The following is a 23686-nucleotide window of genomic DNA, read 5'->3' as shown; positions in this document are numbered from 1 at the left end:
ATACGCCATGATCGACAAACTCGAAATGTTTATCGTGCTTGCCAGAGAGCAGCATTTTGGTCACGCCGCCGAGGAATGCGGTGTGACACAGCCGACCCTTTCCAGTGCCCTGCGCCAGCTTGAAGACCATCTTGGTGTGGTGCTGGTGCGTCGTGGTTCGCGCTATCAGGGGCTGACGCCAGAAGGCGAGCGGGTTCTGGAATGGGCGCGCCATATTGTCGGAAGTTCGCGTTCGATGCGTGATGAAATGCGGGCGATGCGGTTCGGTCTGACCGGGCAGGTGCAGATTGCGGTTATTCCGACAGCACTTTCGATGGTCCATGAATTGACCACGCCGTTTCGCGAAAAGCATCCCGATGTGACCTTTGCGGTACTGTCGCGGACTTCGACCGAAATTCAGGCGCTGCTTGATAATCTTCAAATCGATGTCGGGATTACCTATCTGGATAATGAGCCGCTTGGCCGTGTGACATCGATCCCGCTTTATTATGAGCGCTATCATCTTGTGACATCGAATTTCGATGATATCGGTGACCGCGAAAGCATCACGTGGCGTGAGGCGGCAGAATTTCCGTTATGTTTGCTGACACCCGATATGCAGAACCGGCGGATTATCAATCAGCATCTGAACGAGGCGGGGGCGCGTATCAGCCCGACGCTGGAAAGTGATTCGATGATTGCGCTTTTTACCCATGTGCATACCGGTAACTGGGCCAGCATCATGCCGGTCAAGATGGTCAAGGAATTCAGTATGCGCGACCGGGTCAAATCGATCCCGATTGTTGATCCGGATGCGTCGCATCTGGTGGGTATGATCGCGGCAAAGCGCGAACCGGCAACACCGGTTGTGTCGGCGTTGCTGAAAGAAGCAAAGAATATTTCTGAACTGGAGCCCGCCTGAGAGGGCTTGATAGGTTTTCGCTATCGCGTAACGGGATGGCTTTATTGAACAGGCGTTGGCAATCACCGACACTGTGAAGAATAACAAAGAATTCAATAGACTGCTAAGTGAGAGAGGCTTGCATGTCTGCAACAGAGACGACCGAGGAAATATCCGTCCGGGTTGGTACCATTTGTGATGGTCTGGCCGGACTTGAAGGGCCGCTTTTGCCGATTCTGCATGAAGTGCAGGAAGAATTTGGCTTTATTCCCGAAGGTGCCCTTCAGGCCATTGCCAAGAAGCTCAATCTCAGCCGGGCGGAAGTCCACGGGGTTGCCAGTTTTTATCATGATTTCCGTGAAGAAAAGCCGGGCAGACACGTGATCAAGATCTGCCGCGCCGAGGCGTGCCAGTCGATGGGCGCGGATGATCTGAGCGATCATGCGAAGCGCAAACTGAAAGTCGACTGGTCGGAAACGACCAGCGACCAGAATGTGACGCTTGAACCGGTTTTCTGTCTTGGGCTTTGTGCCTGTGCGCCGGCCGCCATGGTGGATGGCAAGGTCATCGGACGGGTCAGCAAGGATCGCCTTGATCGCATCCTGAGCGAGGTGGGATCATGACAGTCAAGATTTACGTCCCGCTTGACTCAGGTTCCGTTGCCCTTGGTGCGGACGAAGTCGCAACTGCCATTGCCGCAACGGCGGCGAAACGCGGCGAAGATGTTCAGATCGTGCGTAACGGTTCGTTTGGCATGTACTGGCTGGAGCCGATGGTCGAGGTCGAAACATCGCGCGGTCGTCTGGCCTATGGCCCGGTCGCGGTCGAAGATGTCGATAGCCTGTTTGATGCCGGTTTCCTGAACGGTAGTGATCATAAACGTTACCTTGGCCATACGCAGGATATCCCGTTCCTGAAGGCGCAGACGCGCCTGACCTTTCAGCGGTGCGGGATTATTGATCCGGTGTCGCTTGACGATTACCGTGCCAATGACGGGCTCAAGGGGCTTGAAAATGCCCTTAAGATGACGTCCGAGGATATCGTCAAGGCAGTGACGGATTCAGGTCTGCGCGGGCGCGGTGGTGCCGGTTTCCCGACGGGTATCAAATGGAATACGGTCCGGCAGGCGCCGGGGGATCAGAAATACATCGTCTGTAACGCCGACGAAGGCGACAGTGGTACATTTGCCGACCGCATGATCATGGAGGGCGAGCCATTCGTTCTGATCGAAGGCATGATCATTGCCGGTCTGGCGACCGGGGCGACCAAGGGATATGTCTATACAAGGTCGGAATATCCTGATGCGATCCGCATCATGAACGAAGCAATAGAAGTCGCTCGGGCAAACAAGCTGCTGGGGCCTAAGGTTCTGGGATCGGATTACGCGTTCGACATGGAAGTCCGCATGGGGGCGGGTGCCTATGTCTGTGGCGAGGAAACCTCGCTGTTGAACAGCATGGAAGGCAAACGGGGGGTTGTTCGCGCCAAGCCGCCGCTTCCAGCACTTGAGGGCTTCATGGCACGGCCGACGGTTGTTAACAACGTTATCTCGTTGTGTTCGGTGCCGGTAATCCTTGAAAAGGGTGCGGAATATTACCGCGATTTCGGCATGGGCCGTTCGCGCGGGACCATCCCGATCCAGATCGCGGGCAATGTCAAACATGGCGGCCTTTATGAAACGGCCTTTGGCCTGACACTGGGTGAAATCGTTGATCAGATCGGTGGGGGTACGGCAAGTGGTCGCCCGGTCAAGGCGGTTCAGGTTGGAGGCCCGCTGGGCGCATATTTCCCGCGCGAACTGTTTGACACGCCGTTTGATTACGAGGCATTCGCCAAGGCAGATGGTTTGATCGGTCATGCCGGTGTTGTCGTGTTTGACGACAGTGTCGACATGATGAAACAGGCCCGTTTTGCCATGGAATTCTGTGCGATTGAATCCTGTGGCAAATGCACGCCATGCCGCATTGGATCAACACGCGGCACCGAAGTTGTGGATAAAATCGCGCGCGGCGAAGATCCCGAAATGCAAAAGGAACTTCTGGCCGATCTGTGCGAAACGATGAAGTTCGGGTCGCTATGTGCGCTGGGCGGGTTTACGCCCTATCCGGTGATGAGCGCGCTGACCCATTTCCCTGATGATTTCAAGCCTCATTCGCTTGATATAGCCGCGGAGTGAGAACGATGTCCTTGATACAAGAAGTCGACTACGGAACCCCCGCCGCGAAATCCGACAAGACCGTGACAATTAATGTCGACGGATTTGATGTGACCGTGCCCGAAGGCACGTCGATCATGCGGGCCTCAATGGAGGCGGGCATTCAAGTGCCGAAACTATGCGCGACCGACATGGTCGATGCGTTCGGTTCATGCCGCCTGTGTCTGGTGGAAATCGAAGGCCGCAATGGCACCCCGTCATCCTGCACGACCCCGGTCGCGGATGGCATGGTTGTTCATACCCAGACCGAAAGATTGAAGAAAATCCGCAAGGGCGTGATGGAACTTTATATTTCCGATCACCCGCTGGATTGCCTGACCTGCGCGGCGAATGGTGACTGCGAATTACAGGATATGGCCGGTGCGGTTGGCCTGCGCGATGTGCGTTATGGCTATGATGGGGGCAACCACGTCAAAACCCGCCAGAATGGCGAGGAAAACCCGCGCTATATGGCCAAGGACGAGAGCAACCCGTATTTCACCTATGACCCGTCGAAATGTATCGTCTGTTCGCGGTGTGTGCGGGCGTGCGAGGAAGTGCAGGGGACTTTTGCCCTGACCATTGAGGGGCGCGGGTTTGAAAGCCGGGTGTCGCCGGGCATGCATGAAAACTTCCTGGATTCAGAATGCGTGTCGTGTGGTGCCTGTGTTCAGGCCTGCCCGACGGCAACGCTTCAGGAAAAATCGGTGATCGAAATCGGTCAGCCGGAACATTCGGTCGTCACCACCTGCGCCTATTGCGGCGTCGGCTGTTCGTTCAAGGCGGAAATGCGCGGCGATGAGTTGGTGCGCATGGTGCCGTACAAGGATGGCAAGGCCAACCGCGGGCATTCGTGCGTTAAGGGGCGGTTTGCCTATGGCTATGCCAGCCATAAGGACCGTATCCTGAACCCGATGATCCGCGAAAACACGTCTGATCCGTGGCGCGAAGTCAGTTGGGAAGAAGCCCTTAGATACACGGCGGACAAGTTCCGTTCGATTCAGGCAAAATACGGCAAGGCCGCGATTGGCGGGATTACGTCATCGCGTTGCACGAACGAGGAAACCTTCCTTGTGCAGAAGCTGATCCGGGCCGGGTTTGGTAATAACAACGTTGATACGTGCGCGCGTGTCTGTCATTCGCCGACCGGTTATGGCCTTAAAACCACATTCGGGACATCGGCCGGGACGCAGGATTTTGACAGTGTCGAACATACCGATGTTGTGATCCTGATCGGGGCCAACCCGACGGACGGGCATCCTGTTTTTGCATCGCGCCTTAAAAAGCGGTTGCGTCAGGGGGCGGAGCTGATCGTGATTGATCCGCGTCGCATTGATCTGGTGCAGTCACCGCACATCAAGGCCGCCGCCCATCTGGCATTGCGTCCGGGTACCAATGTTGCGGTTCTGACGTCGCTTGCGCATGTGATTGTGACCGAAGGCCTGTTTGACGAGGCATTCATTCGCGAACGGTGCGACTGGGATGAATTCCAGGATTGGGCGGCGTTTGTATCCGACCCGCAAAATAGCCCGGAAGAGGTCGAACGCCTGTCGGGGGTTCCGGCGGAAACCGTGCGCAAGGCAGCGCGTATTTTTGCGCGCGGTGGCAATGGCGCGATCTATTACGGGCTTGGCGTGACCGAACACAGCCAAGGATCAACCACGGTAATGGCGATTGCCAACCTTGCGATGGCGACGGGTAATATCGGGCGTCCGGGCGTGGGTGTGAACCCGCTGCGTGGGCAGAACAACGTGCAGGGTTCGTGTGATATGGGATCGTTCCCGCATGAATTACCGGGTTATCGCCATATTAGCGATGATGCGACGCGCGATGTGTTTGAAAAAATCTGGGGTGTCAAACTCGATGACGAACCGGGTCTTCGCATTCCCAACATGCTTGATGCCGCTGTCGAAGGCACTTTCAAGGGCATCTATATTCAGGGTGAAGACATTCTGCAATCGGACCCGGATACCAAGCATGTTGCCGCCGGTCTTGCGGCAATGGAATGCGTTGTGGTTCATGACCTGTTTTTGAACGAAACGGCAAATCATGCGCATGTGTTCCTGCCCGGTTCGACCTTCCTTGAGAAGGATGGGACATTTACCAATGCGGAACGTCGTATCAACCGTGTTCGCAAGGTGATGAGTCCGAAAAACGGCTTTGCCGATTGGGAAGTGACCCAGAATCTGGCGCGTGCGATGGGGCTTGATTGGAACTATACCCATCCGTCGCAGATCATGGATGAAATTGCCCGCACCACGCCAAGCTTTGCCGGGGTCAATTATGACCTTCTGGAACGCGAAGGATCGATCCAGTGGCCATGCAATGAAAAGGCGCCGCTGGGGACGCCGGTGATGCATATCGACGGCTTTGTGCGCGGCAAGGGCAAGTTTGTTGTGACCGAATATGTTGCAACCGACGAGCGTACCGGACCGCGCTTCCCGCTGTTGCTGACGACGGGGCGCATCCTTAGCCAATATAACGTGGGGGCACAGACGCGACGGACGGAAAACACTGCATGGCACAAGGAAGACCTGCTTGAAATCCATCCCCATGATGCCGAACAGCGTGGCATTCGCGAAGGGGACTGGATCCGTCTGGCGTCGCGGTCGGGTGAAACGTCGTTGCGAGCAACGATTACCGACCGGGTTGCACCGGGGGTGGTTTACACGACCTTCCACCATCCGGGCACGCAGGCCAACGTGATCACCACCGATTATACCGACTGGGCGACCAACTGCCCGGAATACAAGGTTACCGCGGTTCAGGTCACGCCGAGTAACGGGCCGACCGAATGGCAGGTGGAATATGACAAGCAGGCTGAACAGTCACGCCGGATCCTTCCACGTGTTGATGCGGCCGAATAGGCGCGAAATGTTGCCCGGTTTCATGATAGGATCGTGTCATGAAACCGGGTGTTTTCGTCCGTAAAATCAAGAATTCCGGCGGGAGATTAAACGTCAATGGCACCTGACAAACTCGTCTATATGGCCAATCAGATTGCGACCTTTTTCACATCAAAACCCCACGCCGAAGGGGTCGAGGGGGTGGCCGGGCATATCAGCGATTTCTGGGAACCGCGCATGCGCAAGCAGCTTTTTGACATGATCGAAAGCGGCCATGGCGGTTTCCATCCGCTGGTGATCGAAGCCGCCCCATCGATCCGCAAGGTCAAACAAACGGCGTGACAGCAAAAATGACATCGGCAAACCTCATCATTGATGGCCGTGACCATGACCCGGCGCGTGCCGTGACGCGCGGCGATGGCAGTGATGATGCGCCGATGATCCTGCAACCGGAAATTCCGGCGGCCCTGACATTTAACGGCACATCCCACGCGGTGATGATGGTATCGCCGCACGATCTTGAGGATTTCATGATCGGGTTTGCCCTGTCCGAAGGCATTGCGGACCATGCCGGGCAGATCAATTTGCGTGATGTGCGCAAAACCTTGCAGGGTTATGTGATCGAGGCCGATCTGGATGAGGATATTCTGGATCGGCTTGAAATCCGCAAGCGCACTCTTGAAGGGCGTTCGGGTTGCGGGCTTTGCGGGGTGCAGTCGCTTGAGGCGGTGGCGATGGACCGGATCGGTAAGGTGACGCCTTCAAATATGCCACAAGACATCGTGCTTGGTGCGATTGACGCCCTTCCCGATCAGCAGACGCGCAACCGTGAAGGCGGCGGTCTTTTACATGCCAGTGCCTTTGTCGATGCGACTGGCTCCATCCGCATTGTGCGCGAGGATATCGGGCGTCATAATGCGCTCGACAAGGTTCTGGGTGCGGTGGTGCGTCAGGGTGTTGATAAGGCCGGTGGTTTCATCCTTATGACCAGCCGCTGTTCATATGAAATCGTCACCAAAACCGTGCAATGTGGGGTGGGCGGACTTGTAACCCTTTCGGGGCCGACATTAACCGCGGTCAATCTGGCGCGACAGGCGGGATTGACGATGATCTGCCGCGAACGGCGCGGGTTGTTCCGGCGTTTTGCCTAAGCCAAATCAGGCGGAATCCCGTTCGACAATTTCAAATCCGATATCGATGCAGTTTTTTTGCAGCGGCTTTTTGTCGATGCGTGCCATTAAGGCTGTCGCCGCCTGAGAGCCCAGATAAGCCCGGTCAACGTGAAGCGATGTCAAACTTGGTACTGTGAAAGCGGCAAAATTCTGGTTCCCAAAGCCGATCACTGCAATGTCTTCGGGGATGCGCAGATTGCGTGTCTGCGCTTCGATGATGACCCCATGTGCCAGCAGGTCGGAACTGCACATGACAACGCCGTTCTTGAAGCCCTCATCAATAGCCTGTGCAAGCGATTTTCGTCCCAGTTCCAGACTGGCGGGACTATCCAGGCATATCTCTTTGACGGGATTGTTGCCTAGCTTGCGAAAGGTTTCGCAGAAAGCATCCTTACGTCGCAGCGCACGTTCGTCGGCGGCCGAAATGGCCAGCGCATTGCGATAGCCCTTTTTATGCGCGAACTTCGCGGTTTCCTCGCCCGATTTTGCATGTGAAAAGCCAACACAGGTATCAATCGGGGATTCCGTCATGTCCCAGATTTCAACAACCGGAATTCCGGAGCCCAGAAGCATCCGTTTGCATTTTGCCGAATGATTGATCCCGGTCATCATGATGCCATCGGGACGGCGGCTTAGCATGGTTGCGAGGACCGATTCTTCTTCTTCCATAGAAAGGCCGGTTTCAGCAGTCAGAACATGATAGCCATGCCCGCGCATCACCTGAATGAAATGCTTGATGAATTCGGAATAGGCGAAGTTGGTGATGGACGGGATCAGGGCAACAATCAGGTGACTTCGCTTGGATGCCAAGGCCCCGGCGACCATGTTTGGCACATAACCGGTCAGTTCGATTGCATCTTTGATGCGTTGAAGTGTCTTTGCTGACACTTTGGACGGATCATTAAGGGCACGCGAAACCGTCACCTGCGACACACCGGCAAGTCGCCCGACGGATTCCATCGTTACGGTGCCCGAATGGTGTTCTTTGCTCTGAGACATTGTGTGCGGTGTTTCGTTTTTCGGCAAAACGGTTTCTCTGTTGAAGTCATTTTGTGAAGGTGCCCTTGGCATCGGCTTGATCCGAGGGCACCTTCACATTGGCATCACTGGATGGCAATCGCGTTTTATCTTAATTGCCAGATGCCGTCAGGTCCCGTTTCTTTTTGCGAGAAATTGCAACCGAGAACCAGACGGAAAGTGCAATCAGTATCCACAACAGAACCGCGATCCAGCTTTTGGTGAAGAAGATCGAGAGCGTGCCAAACGATTCAATGCTTTTGACGAAATAGATTTCCGCCGACGGACCAAGGATAAAACCGATGATGAAGGGGGCGATTTCCAAGCCGATTTTATGGGCAAAGTAGCCAAACAAACCGAATATCAACAACGTCCAGACATCAAACATCACGCCGTAATTGATGGTGTATGCGCCAACAACGCACATCATCAAGATGATCGGAAACAGGATGTTTTTCGGGATCATCACCACCTTGGCGATATGCCGGATGGCAAAGATCATGACAATCAGCATCACGATGTTTGCTGCAAGCATGGCAACAATCATCGCATCCCAGGTTACCGGATTGTTGCCGATAAACAGGGGGCCGACCTGAATGCCCTGCAAGGTGAAGGCACCGATCAGGATGGCGGTTGTGGAATCACCGGGAATGCCAAGCGAAAGCAACGGTACCAGCGCGCCGCCGGTCAGGCCGTTATTCGCACTTTCCGATGCCATGACGCCGGAAGGTTCGCCTTTGCCAAAGCGTTCCGGATTTTTTGAAAAGTTTTTTTGCTGGCTATAGGCCAGGATCGATGCGGCACTGCCGCCGACACCGGGCAAAATGCCCACAAAAGTACCAATCCCTGAAGATCGTATCAGGTTGACGAACTGACCTTTGAAGACGGAAAAATCGAAACGTTTGCCTTTGCCAATCTTGACCGATGAAAGACCTTTTTCGTCCTTCATGCCACTTTCGGCTTCGATCAGGATGGTCGACAGGCCAAAGATCCCGATCAGTACCGGCAGCAGCGAGAAGCCACCTTCAAGGTAATATTCCAGAAATTCAGGTACCAGACGCAATTCGCCGTTGCCGCCGCGCGAAATATCGTAGGCACCGATCAGGCTAAGGAAGATACCAAGCACGCCACTGAAAACGCCAACGAGCATGTTGCTGCTAAGTGCTGCCATAACGGTCAGCGCAAAGAAGATGATCAGGAATTTTTCAACATATGAAAATTTGATCGCAAAGTCGGCAAGTGCGGGGGCAAAGAAGAAGAGTGCCGCCAGACTGATGATGCCGCCGACAAAAGATGAAATGACTGCGATCCGAAGGGCGCTTTCACCGTCGCCCTTTTGGGTCATGGGGTAGCCGTCAAATGTGGTGGCGATTGAGGATGGCGTTCCCGGGATATTCAAAAGAATAGCCGGAACAAGTCCGCCCGAAATGCCGCCAACATAAAGACCCAGCAAAAGGGCCAGACCGTTTTCCAGACCAAGGGAATAGGTCAGGGGTAAACACACCGCGACCGCCATGGTTGCCGTCATTCCGGGGATCGCACCAAAAATGATGCCGATCACCGTGCCGGATGCAACCAGGGTAAAGAAGAACGGCGTTAAAATGGAAAGAAAATCCATATCAAATCTCTCGTGTCGTTCTTGGCTTAAGGAAGCGATATGTTGAAAAGTTCCGACAGCAGGTACCAGACAACGCTTGGTGCTATCAGGGCATTCAGGCCCGCGATCAGCAGATGCCGCTTATCGCGCTGCTGCAGGTAAAGCACGCTCATGGCAAACAGGTAGGGGATCGAACAGATATAAAACCCGAGGCCGGTATTCGGATAAAAGTCGCCCACCCATGGCATGGCGATGAAATACAGAACGGTACCTGCGAGGGTTCCGAAAAAACGCATATGGTCAATTTTTGCCGGCCACCAGGGGACGGAGCCAACCGTTGCCAAAATCGCGCGACTGCGCGTTGCCAGTATCGCAACCAGTAAAATGCCAAGCACAATGGCAACGATGGTTGGAAATACCGTGTGCGATGTATCGAAATCAATGGACACTGATAAAAGCGTTTCCAGTGACATGAAGTATCTCCTTCTTATCCCGCGCTGCCCAATGTGCTGAAAACGTGTCGGTTTTAGCGGCGGGCACGGTTGTCGGGATAGTCTTCATCTGTCGATATTCCTGTTGGCCCGGCAGATGGCCGGGCCAACAGGGAATGGCTAGTTCGTTGAAATCGAAGAGATGATTTTCCGGATGGTTTCGCTTTTACCTTCAAGATAGGCAGAGGCTTCTTTCGATGGCAGGAAGTTCGGAATGAAGAAGGAATTCTTCTGGGTTTCCTGAATTTTGCCTTCGGCATAGATTTCGGCAAGGGCATTGTCGATGGTTTCGACGATTGCCGGATCCATGTCTTTGTTGAAGAGGAAGAAGAACTCTTTATCAAAGGTGAAGTCGTTCGTGCCGTCCATCGTGACGCTTACATTCGGTGTGGTGTAGCCGAGCAATTCTTCGCTGGTCGTGTTGCCCATGCCTTCCGGATTTGCCTGTTTGATGGTTTTTTCACGGGCTGTTACCCAGATGAAACGCATCGCTTTCTGGTCGTCCTGCGGAAGCTGGGTGAACTGTTCGTTTGCCTGTACGGAGCCGTTGATCACATCGGCCTGACGATCAAACAGAAGCTGGTTTTTATCTGCCTGCGAACCGGTATTGACGGCGACGATGTTTTCTTCAGCGCCCGGATACATGATTTTTGCTGCGTTTTTCATCGCAGAAAGACCGATTTCCGAAACGCCACCAGCCTGAATGGCGACGCGAATGCGCTGTCCGGCAGCCGCAGCGGCAAAGACGTCTTCCATTGATTTGAATGGAGAGTCTTTCGCGACAAGGTATGCGTTGCCCGGATTGATCGAGACGGTGGCACCGACATTGTATTTTTCAAAAATATTGTCGTAACCGCGAACGCCATAAAGGTTGCCCATATAGGCACCGTCATGGAACATCATAAGCGTCGTGCCACGTGAATCGCGATCAAGTGCCTTGAAGGCTTCGCTTACACCAACGGCATCAACCTTGACGTTGATATCGAGTTTTTTCGAAAGTGCTTCGGCGATGATTGCGCTGTTCTGATAGGTGTCGCCACCGGTTGACTTCGAACCGATGACCAGTCGAACGTTGCTTGGCAGGTCGGCTGCGTTGGCAAGAGACGGTGCTGCGAGCATGGCTGCAAGCCCGACGGCAGTGGCGAGGGTTTTGAAAAGTCCGGTCATTGTTTCCTCCCGAATGACGCGATCCTGAATAAGGGCTCCTTGCCCGATATGCCCGGCCGGGGTGGTTCCCGATAGGCCTGCGCTTTGCTTGTTCTTGTTATTGTTGCCTGTAAAATTCCAAGCGTAATGAAAGCGCATACATAAATTCATACAAGTCGATTTAACTTCTGTCAATCCCGGAATATTTGGTGTTTTTCTATAAGCTTCACACGGGAAAATACCTGTAAGATAACTTGACAACATTGATGTGTATGCGCATACATGTCATCATAAATGAAATTGCATTGTTCTGTCGGGTTTGCATGTGCATAGTCACCCGGCAGGGCAGATACACGGGAGGAACGCCATGTCCGAAAAACAAAAAAAATCTGCCGAAGACCTTAGAAGTGCGCGCTGGTTTGCGCCCGACGATCTGCGTTCTTTTGGTCACCGTTCGCGTCTGATGCAGATGGGGCTTGATCCGGAAGACTGGACAGGTCGCCCGGTCATCGGAATTCTGAATACCTGGTCGGAATTGAACCCGTGCCACGCTCATTTCCGCGAACGTTCCGGTGACGTCAAAAAAGGCGTGCATCAGGCGGGTGGTTTCCCGGTCGAACTTCCGGCGATTTCGGTTGATGAATCTTTCACCAAGCCGACCTCGATGCTGTATCGCAACCTGCTGGCGATGGAGACAGAAGAGCTGATCCGTTCGCACCCGCTTGATGGTGTGGTTTTGATGGGCGGTTGCGACAAAACCACGCCGGGTCTTGTCATGGGTGCGATTTCGGCGGGTGTGCCGATGATCTATCTTCCGGCTGGCCCGATGTTGCGCGGGAATTATGCCGGTAAAATCCTTGGTTCTGGGTCGGATGCGTGGAAATACTGGGATGAACGCCGTGCGGGTAACATCAGTGACGAGGAATGGGTGGGGGTCGAAGGCGGCATCGCACGTTCTTATGGTCATTGCATGACCATGGGCACGGCATCGACCATGACCGCGATTGCCGAAGCCATGGGGCTTTGCCTTCCTGGCGCGTCGTCGATCCCGGCACCGGATGCCGGTCATATCCGCATGTCGACCCAATGTGGTCGTCGCATCGTCGATATGGTCTGGGAAGATCTGACGCCTGAAAAAATTGTCACCCCGGCGTCGGTAAGAAACTCTGCCGTTGTTGCGATGGCGACCGGCTGTTCGACCAATGCGGTGGTGCATCTTCTGGCGATGGCGCGCCGTGCCAGCATCAAGCTTGATCTTGATGATCTTGACGCACTTGGCCGTACCACGCCGCTGATTGCCAATATTCGCCCGTCGGGCAAGGGTGATTACCTGATGGAAGATTTCTTCTATGCCGGTGGTCTGCGCGCCCTGATGGCGGAACTTGGCGACAAGCTTGATACAAGCGTTACGACCGTTACCGGCAAGACGCTTGGCGAAACCCTTGAGGGCGCGACGGTTTATAACGACGATGTCATTCGTCCGCTGTCCAACCCGGTCTATCACGAAGGATCGCTTGCCGTGCTGCGCGGCAATCTGTGCCCGGACGGGGCGGTGATCAAACCGGCCGCCTGTGATGAACGGTTCCGCAATCATCAGGGTCCTGCACTTGTATTTGACAGCTATCCGGAAATGAAAAAGGCGGTTGATGACGAAAATCTTGATATCACGCCCGATCATGTGATGGTTCTACGCAATGCCGGGCCGCTTGGCGGGCCGGGATTCCCGGAATGGGGGATGCTGCCGATCCCGAAAGCGCTGATCAAGCAGGGGCATCGTGACATGTTGCGCATTTCGGATGCGCGTATGTCGGGCACGTCTTATGGGGCGTGTGTGCTTCATGTTGCGCCGGAAAGCTATATCGGCGGGCCGCTCGCCCTTTTGAAAACCGGCGATATCGTGAAGCTTGATCTTGATAACCGTCGTCTGGACATGCTGGTGGATGAAGATGAACTCGAACGGCGTCGCGCGGCTTGGAAAAAGCCCGAGGATCGCTATCAGCGCGGTTATGGCTGGATGTTTGGCAAGCATGTCACCCAGGCCAATGAAGGCTGTGATTTCGACTTCCTGTCGCCCGACTTCGGCAAAACCGCCGGTGAGCCGGATATCTTCTGATCCGCCGGTTGGTTGATCCGGCAATGATCGATGACAAACTGGTGGCGCACCCATCGCGCCACCACCAACAGAATTCAGGGACTTTGACCAATGGCACTTTCCAAAGCCGATTTGCGTGGCGTGCTGTCCGGGATTTCCGGCATTCTTGTTACGCCTTATGATGAAAACGGCGATGTCGCGCCGAAAAAACTCTCCCCGATCATTGATCGTGCGCTGGCCGCGGGTGTCCATTTTCCGGTGGTAAACGGCAATACCGGCGAATTTTATGCGCTGACCACGGACGAGGCCATCACCATGGCCAGATCGGTTGCCGAAATGCTTGATGGTCGCGCGCCGATGCTGGCAGGTGTCGGGCGTGGCATTCGCGATGCGGTTGCATTGGCAAAGGCATCGGCGGACGCCGGTGCCGAGGCGCTTATGATCCATCAGCCACCAGATCCCTTTGTCGCGCCGCGTGGTGTTGTCGACTATCTTAAACGCATTGCCGATGCGTCGGATGGTTTGCCGATGATGCTGTATCTTCGCAACGATACGATTGGCACCAAGGCGATTGCCGACCTATGTGCAGTTCAAGGTGTTGCCGGTGTCAAATGGGCGACGCCAAATCCGATGAAGCTGGCCGAGGCGATTTCAGCCTGCGATCCTGATATCGTTTGGGTTGGCGGGCTTGCCGAAGTCTGGGCGCCGACCTTCTATGCGGTGGGCGCGCGCGGCTTTACGTCGGGTCTGATCAATGTGTGGCCGGAACGCTCGATGGCGATCCATGCGGCTCTTGAGGGCGGCGATTACGAAACCGCACGCAAACTGATTTCGGAAATGCGGGCATTTGAAGATGTCCGAGCCGAAGAAATGAACGGTACCAACGTGACCGGAGTTAAATCCGCGTTGCAGATTCTGGGCAACGATTGCGGACCGACGCGCCCGCCATCAGCTTGGCCCCTGACGCCTGCGCAGCATGACAAGCTTGTCGTATTCATGCGCGAAAACAAACTAGTGAAATAAGCGCCGGGATATCCCCGCGTAAAGGAGGCACCAATGTCCTATAACCTGAAAGGAAAACATCTGATTGCCGGCCAGTGGGTGGCGGGCGAGCAGACCTTCCAGTCCGAACCGGCCCATGGCCCGGCCAATACTTTCCCGGTTGGCACCCCGGCCATGGTCGATCAGGCTGCCAGGGCCGCCGAGGAAGCATTCTGGTCCTATGGCTATTCGACCCGCGAAGAACGGGCGAAGTTCCTGAATAGGATCGCCGATGAAATCGACGCCCGTGGTGCGGAAATTACCGAAATCGGTACCCAGGAAACCGGCCTGCCGGAAGCGCGCCTGAATGGGGAACGTGGCCGTACGGTTGGCCAGCTTCGCCTGTTTGCCAGCCATATCCTTGCCGGTGATTATCTTGATCGCCGTCATGACGAAGCGCTTCCGGATCGCGCCCCCCTGCCGCGCCCGGATCTGCGTCTGATGCAGCGCCCGATTGGCCCGGTGGCGGTGTTTGGTGCGTCGAACTTCCCGCTGGCATTCTCGGTCGCTGGTGGCGATACCGCCGCCGCCCTTGCAGCTGGTTGCCCGGTCGTGGTCAAGGGCCATTCGGCCCATCCGGGTACCGGCGAGATTGTTGCGCAGGCGATTGATGTTGTGGTCAAGGCATGTGGCATTCATCCCGGTGTGTTCAGCCTGATCCAGGGTGGCAAGCGCGATGTCGGCCAGAGCCTGGTGCAGCATCCGCTGATCAAGGCGGTCGGCTTTACCGGGTCGTTGGGCGGTGGTCGTGCGTTGTTCGATCTGTGCGCGCAGCGTCCGGAGCCAATCCCGTTCTTTGGCGAGCTGGGTTCGGTCAATCCGATGTTCCTGCTGCCGAACGCCATGAGTGCGCGCACCGAAGAACTCGCCAGGGGCTGGGTCGGGTCGCTGACCATGGGGGCAGGGCAGTTCTGCACCAATCCGGGGATTGCGGTTGTTCTGGATGGGCCGGATGCCGATGCGTTTGTCACAACCGCCAAAGCGGGCCTTGGCGATGTGGCGGCGCAAACCATGCTGACCGATGGCATGGCCGATGCGTATCGCAGTGGGGCGAAACGTATTGCTGCGACATCGGGCGTCAAGGAAGTCCTGACCACGTCATGTGATCTTCGCAATGCGACGCCGTATCTGTTTGAGACCAGCGGTGAAAACTGGCTGGCCAATCATGTGCTGGGTGAGGAAGTGTTTGGGCCGCTTGGGCTTGTTGTCCGAGTGAAGGGCATTGCCGAAATGCAGGCGATTGCCAGGGCGCTTGAAGGTCAGCTGACCTGCACGATCCATATGGATGCTGGTGATGCGGCGGATGCCCGTTCGTTGCTGCCGATCCTGGAGCGCAAGGCGGGGCGTATTCTGGCCAATGGTTTCCCGACCGGGGTTGAGGTTTGCGACACCATGGTGCATGGCGGGCCATACCCGGCATCGACCAATTTCGGTGCGACGTCGGTTGGTACCATGTCGATCCGTCGCTTCCTGCGTCCGGTCTGCTATCAGAACATCCCGGCGGATGTCCTGCCGACTGATTTGGCCTGATCGCCTTTCATTGATTTGCCGGGGTGATTGCACCCCGGCGTACCTACGGAGTTCAGATAATGAGCGATTATGTCCTTGGTGACGCAACGCGCGAGAAGCTTAAACGGGTCAGCACGGCATCGCTTTGCACCGCCCTTTTTAAACGCGGCCTTCGGAACCAGTTTATTCAGGAGGTTGGCCCGGTTGCGCCAAAAGGCGAGAACATGGTCGGGCAGGCCTATACCCTGCGCTATATCCCGGCACGTGAAGACCGCAACCCGATCGAGGTTTTCCGCGATCCTAACCATCCGCAGCGTGTTGCGGTTGAACAATGCCCGGCTGGTCATGTTCTAGTGATGGATAGCCGCAAGGATGCCCGGGCGGCATCGGCGGGCTCGATCCTTGTAACCCGTCTGATGAAGCGCGGCGTTGTCGGTATCGTTACCGATGGTGGTTTCCGCGATGCGGAGGGTATTGGCAAACTTGATATTCACGCCTATCACAACCGTCCGTCGGCCCCGACCAACCTGACCCTGCACGAGGCCTATGACCTTAACGTGCCGATCGGGTGTGGCGATGCGCCGGTTTTCCCGGGGGATGTTCTGGTCGGGGATAAGGATGGCGTTGTTGTCATTCCGGCCCATCTTGCCGACGAACTGGCCGAAGAATGCGCAGGCATGGAGAGCTTCGAGGACTTCGTTCTGGAAGAAGTTCTGGCCGGCAAGCCGATCATCGGCCTTTATCCGGCGACCAAGGACGAAACCAAAGCCAATTATGAGGCATGGCGCAAAAAAACGGGTCGCTGATCCCGTTATGCTTTGCTGAATATCGCGTAAAGCCGCCCCGTTTCGGGTGGCTTTTTGCATTTCAGGTCTAGCCAAATGATCCGGTCAGTTTGCCGGTGGATTGGCAAACATGCTTTCGTCATGGCGCAAAAGGCTTTGGCCGATTGCGCCCTGCAATGCCAGATCCTTGTCCCACGGCAGGTGGGTGATCTTGGGCCCGTTACGCAGTTCCGGCACCTGTGCCTCGCGAAGGCCGCGTTCGATTTCCGGCTCCATCAAATCATAGGCCCGCGCGCCGGACCCGGTGATCAGGATGCGTTCCGGTCCCAGAAGGGCGATCAGATTGGCAATGCCATATCCGAGTACCTTTCCGGCGTGGCGGAACAGATCGGCAAGGTCTTCGTGGCCGTCACGTGCCCGTTTGACCAGATCCATCATCTGTTTTTCGCTGGGATGCAGGTTGTTGGCATCGGGCATATCAATGAGGCCACTGGCATCGCGCAGAATGGCGTAATCCCCGATATAGGCTTCGATACAACCGCGTCGCCCGCAATTGCAAAGCGGCCCGTCGGGTTGATATTTCATGTGACCGAATTCGGCGGCAGCGCCAAAATGGCCATTATACACCGCCCCGTTCAGGACAAGCCCCATGCCGACGCCGTAGCCCAGCATGATGACGGCAAAATCACCATTGCCGCCAAGATCGTTATTCTGGGTGATGGCAGTTGCAATGCAGTTGGCATCGTTTGACATCTGGACAATGCCGCCAAAGCGTTCGCGCAACGGTTTGGTAATTGCGATATGTCGATTGCGAAGGGCCGGTGACCAGATGATTTCGCCGCTGTTGCTGTCGGCGACTCCCTGAATGGCGATACCAATCCCGATAGGCGGGTTTGGTGCAATGTCGCGGTTATCGGAAATGAACTGATCAATCAGATCGCAAAGTGTTGTGACCAGCGACGTTTCATCAAGATCACGGGTGTTGATGCTGTGCTGGATGCTGCGTTCAATCTCACCCTTGAAATTGCCCAGTGCGATTTCAACCAGATTGATCGTCAGCTTGACACCGATCACGCAGGCCGCGCTCGGCACAAGATCAAGCAGAACCTTGGGGCGGCCGCGCGTGGCACTTTGGCCGCTATTGCCATTTGTGCCGTTTGGTGTGCCTTGGGTTTCCTTTACCAGCCCCTGGGCAATCAGATCGGCGGTCAGCGATGTTACTGTCGCCGGGCTTAATCCGGTGGCGTTGCCGATATCGATACGGGCGGCAGGGCCATGAATACGCAGAAAACGCAGAATGGCAATCTGGGATGGCTGGCGTGGGGTATCGTGATCGGTTCGACGGCTCATCGGCGGGGCCTGTTATTCTGCAAGGCGGGATCGGAACCGGGGGCAAACCCGGTTCCGGATAAGGGCATGTTTTTTATCGTTTTGGCAAGCTGCTGATGCAGCGGGTTAAAGCAATCCACGTGCGGCCAGATTGGTCATCAGTGCCGTAATGCCAAAGGTCCATGGCGCAATGGTATCGGACCGCTCGACCTGATTGCAAAGCTTGCCGAGGCAGGGGGTCGAAATGGTAACGAGATCGCCCATTTCGTGGGTGAAGCCCTTGCCCTTGCCGCCACGATCATCGGTGGGCGCAAACATCGTGCCCAGAAACAGCATGAAGCCATCCGGATATTGATGATGTTTGCCGTATGCCTGTGCGGCGAGGCTTTCGGGTGAACGACTGATCTGGCTCATGGAGCTTCCGGCATCAAGGTGATAGCCATCCTGTCCGTCGACCGCCATTTTAAGATCGGCCTGCTTGACGGTTTCAAGCGTGAAATTACCATCAAAAATGCGGATGAACGGCCCGATGGCGCAGGAGCCGTTATTGTCCTTTGCCTTGCCCAGAAGCAGGGCGGAGCGGCCTTCGACGTCGCGCAGATTGACATCATTGCCAAGGGTTGCGCCGACGATTTTGCCCTTTGAGCTGACAGCCAGAACCACTTCGGGTTCCGGGTTGTTCCAGTTTGAAATCGGATGCAGGCCGACATGCGCGCCATGACCAACGGCGGACATTGGCGGGGATTTGGTAAAGATTTCCGCATCCGGGCCAATCCCGACTTCCAGATATTGCGACCATGCGCCTTTGGCGATCAGGACTTCCTTGATGTCGGCGGCCTTTTTCGATCCCGGTTCGATTTGCGACAGGTCATCGCCGATGATGCCGGTGATTTCGGTGCGAATCAGATCGGCCTTGCTGGCGTCCCCACGCGCCTGTTCTTCGATCACACGTTCCAGAAGGCTTGCGACAAATGTCACGCCACTGGCCTTGATCGCCTGAAGGTCATTTGGGCTGAGCAAATGAAGCGTTTGCGATCCGGCGCCGGGTTTGGATGCTGCTGCAACGTCATCAAGCGTACCCACCAGCGGGAAACCGGACGGATTGCGAAGCTGCGATACCAGGTCATCGCGTTCAAGAAGCTGACTGATGGTCGGGGCCAGTTTGCTGATATCGCGAAGGTTGCCCTGATCGACAACAACCGGGGTCGGGCCGGAAACGCGCGGGTCCCAGACGCGACCAACCAGAATGGCATTGCCATGATCGTCGGGCAGGATGTCGCTTGCGGTATTTGGGAAGTCGATAGTCATTGAAGGGCCTCTTTGTTCGGGGCGTTGGTGGCACCCGGTCCGGCAAGATGCAAAAGATGATCGGGCATTTTGCCCAGAATGATCATTCCAAGAACGTCATCATGGGTAACATCTTTGGTCGGGACGGTGCCGACCAGCTTGCCGTTCTTCATAACATGCAAACGATCAGACAAATCAAACACATCATGAAGATCGTGACTGATCAACAAAATACCGAGCCCGTCGCGTTTAAGCTGATCAATCAGTTCGCCGACCATGCGGGTTTCATGCACGCCAAGGGCGGCACAGGGCTCATCCATGATCAGAACGCGGGCTTCGAACAAAAGGGCACGCGCAATTGCCACCGATTGCCGTTGCCCGCCCGAAAGTGCAGAAACGGGGGATGTGAATTTATGGAAATTCGGGTTCAGGCGATGAAGCACTTCACGCGCCTTGTGTTCCATCGCGGCATCGTCAAGAAAGCCAAATTTATCAACGATTTCACGGCCGAGAAACAGGTTCTGCGCGGCATCAAGATTATCGGCAAGGGCAAGGTTCTGATAGATGGTTTCGATATTGTTGTCGCGCGCATCGCGGGCATTTTCGATTTTGGCTTCGCGGCCATCAACAATGATCTGGCCGGTGTCGGCCTTGTATGCACCCGAAAGCACCTTGATCAGAGTTGATTTGCCTGCACCGTTATGGCCAAGCACGCCAACCACCTCGCCGGGATAAAGATCAATGGAAACCCCGTCGACCGCCTTGACCCCGCCAAAGCTGATATGGATGTCGCGCATTTCGACCAGCGGGTTTTGACCGGTTTTGATATCGTTCATTTCCCCATACTCCTAACTGGTCGGGTCGCTATAGCGACGGTGGAAATATTTGTCGCTGAACACGGCAAGGACAAGCACAAGGCCGATGACGATGCTTTGCAGTGATGTATCAACACCCAGAAGCGCCATGCCGCTTTGCAGGCTTTGCATCACAAGGGCACCGATCAGCGCGCCATAGATGGTGCCGACACCGCCGGCCAGCGACGTTCCGCCGATCACAACCGCGGCAATCACGCGCAATTCGTCAAGCGTGCCAAGGTCATTGCCCGCCGATTGCAGGCGTGCCGATGAAATCGCCGCACTGATCGCGCACAGAATTCCCATCAGGGCAAAAACCGCAACCGTCATGCGTTTGACGTTAATGCCTGCCAGTTCGGCGGCCTGTGGGTTGCCGCCCATGGCGAAAACGTAGCGCCCGAACCGGGTGCGTTTGGCAACGATGGTCAGAACAATCGCCACAAGGGCAACAATCAGAAGCGGAATCGGAATGCCGTGCGAAATCATAAGGTTTTCCGGCGTCACCGGAATACCGCGATCTTCAAGAATGCGTTCGGCTGCACGTTCGGGTAGATGATAGGCGTTCAATGTGATGATCGCCACCAGAACCAGCCCGGCCTTGATCAGTGTATTGGTATATTCCGCCCAGATCGGTTTGACCGGGAACTGGAAGGAAAGCCTGCGGCGACGTTCCATGATGGCGGCATAGATGATGGCGACAATGGCGATGGCTGCGACAATCCAGCTCCAGGTTGCGCCAATCGTGCCTTCGATCCCGCCGCCCAGCAGCATGAAATTGTGATCAAGCGGGGCAACAGTACGCCCTTGCGTGACCCACCATGCCGCCCCGCGCCAGACCAGAAGCCCGCCCAGGGTCACAATAAAGGCCGGAACGCTAAGATAGCCAACGGCAAGCCCCTGTATGCCACCAATTGCCGCCCCGATCACCAACCCGACAATAAGGGTGATGATCCATGTCATCGGGTGATTGTATTCAAGGAATTGTGGCAGGATGTCGGATTGCACGACACCCATGATCATCGCAAGAACACCCAGTATCGCACCGACCGAAAGGTCGATATGGCGGGTGACGATAATCAGCACCATCCCGCACGCCATCACGGCAACGGATGCCGTCTGAACCGACAGGTTGAAGATATTGCGCGGGGTGATGAAGCGTCCGCCGGATGCGATGTCAAAGCCGATCCAGATAACCAGAAGCACAACTGCGAGCCCCATAAGGCGGCGGTCGACTTCCATCTTGGCAAGTAGTCTTGTCATGTAAAATGCTCGTCAGGCGGCGGGGCCGGTCGATCAGATGCGGCCGGCCCCGGGGTTTAACAAGGTCGGAGGGAGGAAACCTGCCTAGTTACAGGCAGCGACCTTGCCGCTTTCAACCCCTTTGCAGACGACGTCTTTCGATACCCAGCCTGCATCAATCACAAGATCAAGCTTGTTCTGGGTGATCGCCACCGGATCAAGGAAGTAGGATTTCATGGTGACGCCGTTCGGGCTGTTCCAGTCCTGGGTGCCTTCGACATCGCCAAGTTTTGCACCTTTTGCCAGCTCAACCGCGATTTCGGCTGCGCGCTGTCCCAGAAGGCGGGCATCTTTCCAGACCGAAACCGTCTGGGTGCCAAGCGCAACACGGTTAAGTGCGGCGTGATCACCATCCTGACCGGAAACCGGGATGCCCTGCATGCCCTGTGCCGAAAGGGCGGCCACAACGCCACCCGCCGTGCCGTCATTCGAGGCGACAACGGCGTCAACCTTGTTATCGGCAGCAGTCAGGAACTGTTCCATGTTGCGCTGGGCGATGGCTGGCTGCCAGCTATCGGTATAGGCTTCGCCGACGACCTTGATGTCGCCGTTATCAATTGCTGCCTGAAGGATTTCAAGTTGGCCTTCATGCAGGATATTGGCGTTCGGGTCGGTTGGTGCGCCTTTGATGAATACGTAATTGCCTTTCGGCTGCTGGGCAAACACGGCTTCGGCCTGAAGACGGCCGACTTCCTTGTTGTTGAAGGTAATGTAATAGGCGTTCGGGTCTTCGATCAGGCGGTCATAACCAACCACCGGAATGCCTTCATTGATCGCCTGCGTTACTGCAGCACCAATGGATGAGGAATCCTGTGCCAGAACGATCAAGGCATCTGCACCACGCGAAATCAGGCTTTCGATATCGGAAAGCTGTTTGGAGGGCGAGCTTTGGGCGTCTGCGCTGATATATTGTGCGCCAGCTGCTTCAAGCGCCTTCACAATGGCGGCTTCGTCGGTTTTCCAGCGTTCTTCCTGGAAGTTCGACCAGCTGACACCAACGATCAGATCGTCGGCAAAGGCGTTAGCGGAAAACAGCACGGCACCGGCCAGTGCGACCGAGGAGAGGAGTTTTTTCATCTGTTTCTTCCCTGAATGATATGTGTCTTGCAGTGACATTTATTTTTGTTGTCGAAAAAATGTTGACGCCTTCGATCCGTCCTGTCAAATTTTTTTTAATGAACAAATTAAAAATCTCGCTTCTTACGCTCAAATCCACCGTTAATCCGCATCATTGGTTGATTTCAGGCGGATTTGAGTTGGTGCAGCGCAGCATTTAATTTGATAGTGAAAAATAAAAGATGAAAACAAGTCAGGGAACGTCATGACAGCGAGTTATCACGACATAAAGGGCAAATCGGTTCTGGTGACCGGTGGCGCGTCGGGCATCGGGGCGTCTATCGTCCGGGCCTTTTGTGCGCAGGGCGCGCGGGTCGGCTTTTTTGATATCGATGATGCTGCCGCGGAAAAACTGTATGCCGAAATCGAACGTGATCTGGATGTTCGTCCGCACTACATGTCACTTGATCTGCGCGATCAGGCCGGGATTCCCAAGGCTGTTACCGAAATGGCATCGAAAATCGGTGTGATTGATGTGCTGGTCAATAATGCGGCTCGCGATGATCGCCACAGTCCAGAAGAAACCGGGCCGGATGAATGGCGTGAGAAGCTTGATGTCAATCTGTCACATCAGTTTTTCTGTTCGCGTGCCGTGGCAAAGGGCATGGCCGAAAAGGGCCGTGGCAGCATCATTAATTTCAGTTCGGTAAGTTACTTGATGGGGTTGCCCGATCTGGTCGGTTATGAAACCGCTAAGGCAGGCATTGTCGGCATGACACGCGCCTTGGCACGTGACTGGGGTGCGGATGGCATTCGGGTCAATACCGTGATTCCGGGCTGTATTATTACCCAGCGCCAGCTTGATCTTTGGATCAGCCCGGAGGACGAGGAACGCATTCAATCACAGCAATGCGTCAAACGCCGCCTTGTCGGGGATGATGTTGCACAGATGGTGCTTTTCCTGGCATCCGACGTATCATCGGCGTGCTCGTCACAAAGCTTTATCGTCGATGGCGGGCTTGTCTGATAGTCTGCCACCAATCAAATAAATTCGCACCATTTCGTCCCGATTCCCGCAGTCAGAGACCATC

The 23686-nt window shown here is 55.5% G+C and carries 20 protein-coding genes; 11 read left to right on the top strand and 9 right to left on the bottom strand.

What is annotated here, in order from left to right; all coding sequences use genetic code 11:
• Window positions 1-7: 7 nt before the first annotated feature.
• From IT971_RS14150 to fdhD, 6 genes are all read left to right on the top strand, one after another.
• Entirely contained in the window at window positions 8-901 is an 894-nt protein-coding gene (locus tag IT971_RS14150; protein ID WP_007090606.1) for a LysR family transcriptional regulator, read from the top strand.
• Window positions 902-1023: 122 nt separating this feature from the next.
• Complete coding sequence (locus tag IT971_RS14145; RefSeq protein WP_063093455.1) at window positions 1024-1503, top strand: formate dehydrogenase subunit gamma; 480 nt, start codon at window positions 1024-1026, stop codon at window positions 1501-1503.
• Window positions 1500-3056, top strand: coding sequence for an NADH-quinone oxidoreductase subunit NuoF (locus IT971_RS14140; protein WP_063093454.1), 1557 nt, complete (start codon window positions 1500-1502; stop codon window positions 3054-3056). The genes IT971_RS14145 and IT971_RS14140 overlap by 4 nt, the downstream gene beginning before the upstream one ends.
• Before the next feature lie 5 nt (window positions 3057-3061).
• Entirely contained in the window at window positions 3062-5941 is a 2880-nt protein-coding gene (gene fdhF / locus IT971_RS14135) for a formate dehydrogenase subunit alpha (RefSeq protein ID WP_063093453.1), read from the top strand.
• A gap of 96 nt (window positions 5942-6037) precedes the next feature.
• On the top strand, window positions 6038-6262 hold the full coding sequence (locus IT971_RS14130; protein WP_063093452.1) for a formate dehydrogenase subunit delta: 225 nt from the start codon (window positions 6038-6040) through the stop codon (window positions 6260-6262).
• The gene (gene fdhD / locus IT971_RS14125; RefSeq protein ID WP_231858561.1) at window positions 6259-7071 is read left to right on the top strand and encodes a formate dehydrogenase accessory sulfurtransferase FdhD; all 813 of its coding nucleotides are present in this window, start codon (window positions 6259-6261) and stop codon (window positions 7069-7071) included. The genes IT971_RS14130 and fdhD overlap by 4 nt, the downstream gene beginning before the upstream one ends.
• A gap of 6 nt (window positions 7072-7077) precedes the next feature.
• Here fdhD and IT971_RS14120 read toward each other — a convergent pair whose 3' ends face one another.
• The 4 genes from IT971_RS14120 to IT971_RS14105 all read right to left on the bottom strand — a co-directional run bounded on the left by IT971_RS14120 (window position 7078) and on the right by IT971_RS14105 (window position 11364).
• Complete coding sequence (locus IT971_RS14120) at window positions 7078-8091, bottom strand: LacI family DNA-binding transcriptional regulator (protein ID WP_065702063.1); 1014 nt, start codon at window positions 8089-8091, stop codon at window positions 7078-7080.
• A 130-nt stretch (window positions 8092-8221) separates the two neighbouring features.
• Window positions 8222-9727: a tripartite tricarboxylate transporter permease gene (locus IT971_RS14115; RefSeq protein ID WP_063093450.1), complete on the bottom strand. Its 1506-nt coding sequence runs from the start codon at window positions 9725-9727 to the stop codon at window positions 8222-8224.
• Between the two features lie 26 nt (window positions 9728-9753).
• Complete coding sequence (locus IT971_RS14110; protein WP_063093449.1) at window positions 9754-10179, bottom strand: tripartite tricarboxylate transporter TctB family protein; 426 nt, start codon at window positions 10177-10179, stop codon at window positions 9754-9756.
• A gap of 138 nt (window positions 10180-10317) precedes the next feature.
• On the bottom strand, window positions 10318-11364 hold the full coding sequence (locus tag IT971_RS14105; RefSeq protein ID WP_037992808.1) for an ABC transporter substrate-binding protein: 1047 nt from the start codon (window positions 11362-11364) through the stop codon (window positions 10318-10320).
• Window positions 11365-11710: 346 nt separating this feature from the next.
• On the opposite strand from IT971_RS14105, the gene araD reads away from it, so the two are divergent.
• From araD to IT971_RS14085, 4 genes are all read left to right on the top strand, one after another.
• Window positions 11711-13456: an L-arabinonate dehydratase gene (gene araD, locus IT971_RS14100; RefSeq protein ID WP_007090597.1), complete on the top strand. Its 1746-nt coding sequence runs from the start codon at window positions 11711-11713 to the stop codon at window positions 13454-13456.
• 90 nt (window positions 13457-13546) lie between these two features.
• Window positions 13547-14458, top strand: a complete 912-nt coding sequence (locus tag IT971_RS14095; RefSeq protein ID WP_063093448.1) for a dihydrodipicolinate synthase family protein — start codon at window positions 13547-13549, stop codon at window positions 14456-14458.
• A gap of 33 nt (window positions 14459-14491) precedes the next feature.
• Complete coding sequence (locus IT971_RS14090) at window positions 14492-16006, top strand: aldehyde dehydrogenase (NADP(+)) (RefSeq protein ID WP_196871067.1); 1515 nt, start codon at window positions 14492-14494, stop codon at window positions 16004-16006.
• A gap of 59 nt (window positions 16007-16065) precedes the next feature.
• On the top strand, window positions 16066-16791 hold the full coding sequence (locus tag IT971_RS14085) for a ribonuclease activity regulator RraA (RefSeq protein WP_063094571.1): 726 nt from the start codon (window positions 16066-16068) through the stop codon (window positions 16789-16791).
• A gap of 84 nt (window positions 16792-16875) precedes the next feature.
• On the opposite strand, the gene IT971_RS14080 is transcribed toward IT971_RS14085, so the two are convergent.
• The 5 genes from IT971_RS14080 to xylF all read right to left on the bottom strand — a co-directional run bounded on the left by IT971_RS14080 (window position 16876) and on the right by xylF (window position 22616).
• A complete protein-coding gene (locus tag IT971_RS14080; protein WP_063094572.1) occupies window positions 16876-18120 on the bottom strand; it encodes an ROK family transcriptional regulator in 1245 nt (414 codons plus the stop codon).
• Window positions 18121-18225: 105 nt separating this feature from the next.
• Window positions 18226-19407: a fumarylacetoacetate hydrolase family protein gene (locus IT971_RS14075; RefSeq protein ID WP_063094573.1), complete on the bottom strand. Its 1182-nt coding sequence runs from the start codon at window positions 19405-19407 to the stop codon at window positions 18226-18228.
• Complete coding sequence (locus IT971_RS14070) at window positions 19404-20222, bottom strand: ATP-binding cassette domain-containing protein (protein ID WP_007090591.1); 819 nt, start codon at window positions 20220-20222, stop codon at window positions 19404-19406. The genes IT971_RS14075 and IT971_RS14070 overlap by 4 nt, the downstream gene beginning before the upstream one ends.
• A 12-nt stretch (window positions 20223-20234) precedes the next feature.
• On the bottom strand, window positions 20235-21500 hold the full coding sequence (locus IT971_RS14065; RefSeq protein ID WP_074624818.1) for a sugar ABC transporter permease: 1266 nt from the start codon (window positions 21498-21500) through the stop codon (window positions 20235-20237).
• An 84-nt stretch (window positions 21501-21584) separates the two neighbouring features.
• Window positions 21585-22616, bottom strand: coding sequence for a D-xylose ABC transporter substrate-binding protein (gene xylF / locus IT971_RS14060; protein WP_063094575.1), 1032 nt, complete (start codon window positions 22614-22616; stop codon window positions 21585-21587).
• Window positions 22617-22860: 244 nt separating this feature from the next.
• On the opposite strand from xylF, the gene IT971_RS14055 reads away from it, so the two are divergent.
• Entirely contained in the window at window positions 22861-23622 is a 762-nt protein-coding gene (locus IT971_RS14055; RefSeq protein WP_063094577.1) for an SDR family NAD(P)-dependent oxidoreductase, read from the top strand.
• The last annotated feature ends 64 nt before the right edge of the window (window positions 23623-23686 follow it).

It is taken from the genome of Thalassospira sp. B30-1, assembly GCF_015767575.1.
In the GTDB taxonomy this organism is placed as follows: domain Bacteria; phylum Pseudomonadota; class Alphaproteobacteria; order Rhodospirillales; family Thalassospiraceae; genus Thalassospira; species Thalassospira xiamenensis.
The sequence above is the reverse complement of the archived record's forward strand: the minus strand, read 5'-3'. Positions and strand labels throughout refer to the sequence as shown.

Coding starts and splice junctions, on each gene's coding strand:
- IT971_RS14150 (WP_007090606.1), top strand. CDS start 8: ATGATCGACAAACTCGAAATGTTTATCGTGCTTGCCAGAGAGCAGCAT.
- IT971_RS14145 (WP_063093455.1), top strand. CDS start 1,024: ATGTCTGCAACAGAGACGACCGAGGAAATATCCGTCCGGGTTGGTACC.
- IT971_RS14140 (WP_063093454.1), top strand. CDS start 1,500: ATGACAGTCAAGATTTACGTCCCGCTTGACTCAGGTTCCGTTGCCCTT.
- fdhF (WP_063093453.1), top strand. CDS start 3,062: ATGTCCTTGATACAAGAAGTCGACTACGGAACCCCCGCCGCGAAATCC.
- IT971_RS14130 (WP_063093452.1), top strand. CDS start 6,038: ATGGCACCTGACAAACTCGTCTATATGGCCAATCAGATTGCGACCTTT.
- IT971_RS14120 (WP_065702063.1), bottom strand. CDS start 8,091: ATGTCTCAGAGCAAAGAACACCATTCGGGCACCGTAACGATGGAATCC.
- IT971_RS14115 (WP_063093450.1), bottom strand. CDS start 9,727: ATGGATTTTCTTTCCATTTTAACGCCGTTCTTCTTTACCCTGGTTGCA.
- IT971_RS14110 (WP_063093449.1), bottom strand. CDS start 10,179: ATGTCACTGGAAACGCTTTTATCAGTGTCCATTGATTTCGATACATCG.
- IT971_RS14105 (WP_037992808.1), bottom strand. CDS start 11,364: ATGACCGGACTTTTCAAAACCCTCGCCACTGCCGTCGGGCTTGCAGCC.
- araD (WP_007090597.1), top strand. CDS start 11,711: ATGTCCGAAAAACAAAAAAAATCTGCCGAAGACCTTAGAAGTGCGCGC.
- IT971_RS14095 (WP_063093448.1), top strand. CDS start 13,547: ATGGCACTTTCCAAAGCCGATTTGCGTGGCGTGCTGTCCGGGATTTCC.
- IT971_RS14090 (WP_196871067.1), top strand. CDS start 14,492: ATGTCCTATAACCTGAAAGGAAAACATCTGATTGCCGGCCAGTGGGTG.
- IT971_RS14085 (WP_063094571.1), top strand. CDS start 16,066: ATGAGCGATTATGTCCTTGGTGACGCAACGCGCGAGAAGCTTAAACGG.
- IT971_RS14080 (WP_063094572.1), bottom strand. CDS start 18,120: ATGAGCCGTCGAACCGATCACGATACCCCACGCCAGCCATCCCAGATT.
- IT971_RS14075 (WP_063094573.1), bottom strand. CDS start 19,407: ATGACTATCGACTTCCCAAATACCGCAAGCGACATCCTGCCCGACGAT.
- IT971_RS14070 (WP_007090591.1), bottom strand. CDS start 20,222: ATGAACGATATCAAAACCGGTCAAAACCCGCTGGTCGAAATGCGCGAC.
- IT971_RS14065 (WP_074624818.1), bottom strand. CDS start 21,500: ATGACAAGACTACTTGCCAAGATGGAAGTCGACCGCCGCCTTATGGGG.
- xylF (WP_063094575.1), bottom strand. CDS start 22,616: ATGAAAAAACTCCTCTCCTCGGTCGCACTGGCCGGTGCCGTGCTGTTT.
- IT971_RS14055 (WP_063094577.1), top strand. CDS start 22,861: ATGACAGCGAGTTATCACGACATAAAGGGCAAATCGGTTCTGGTGACC.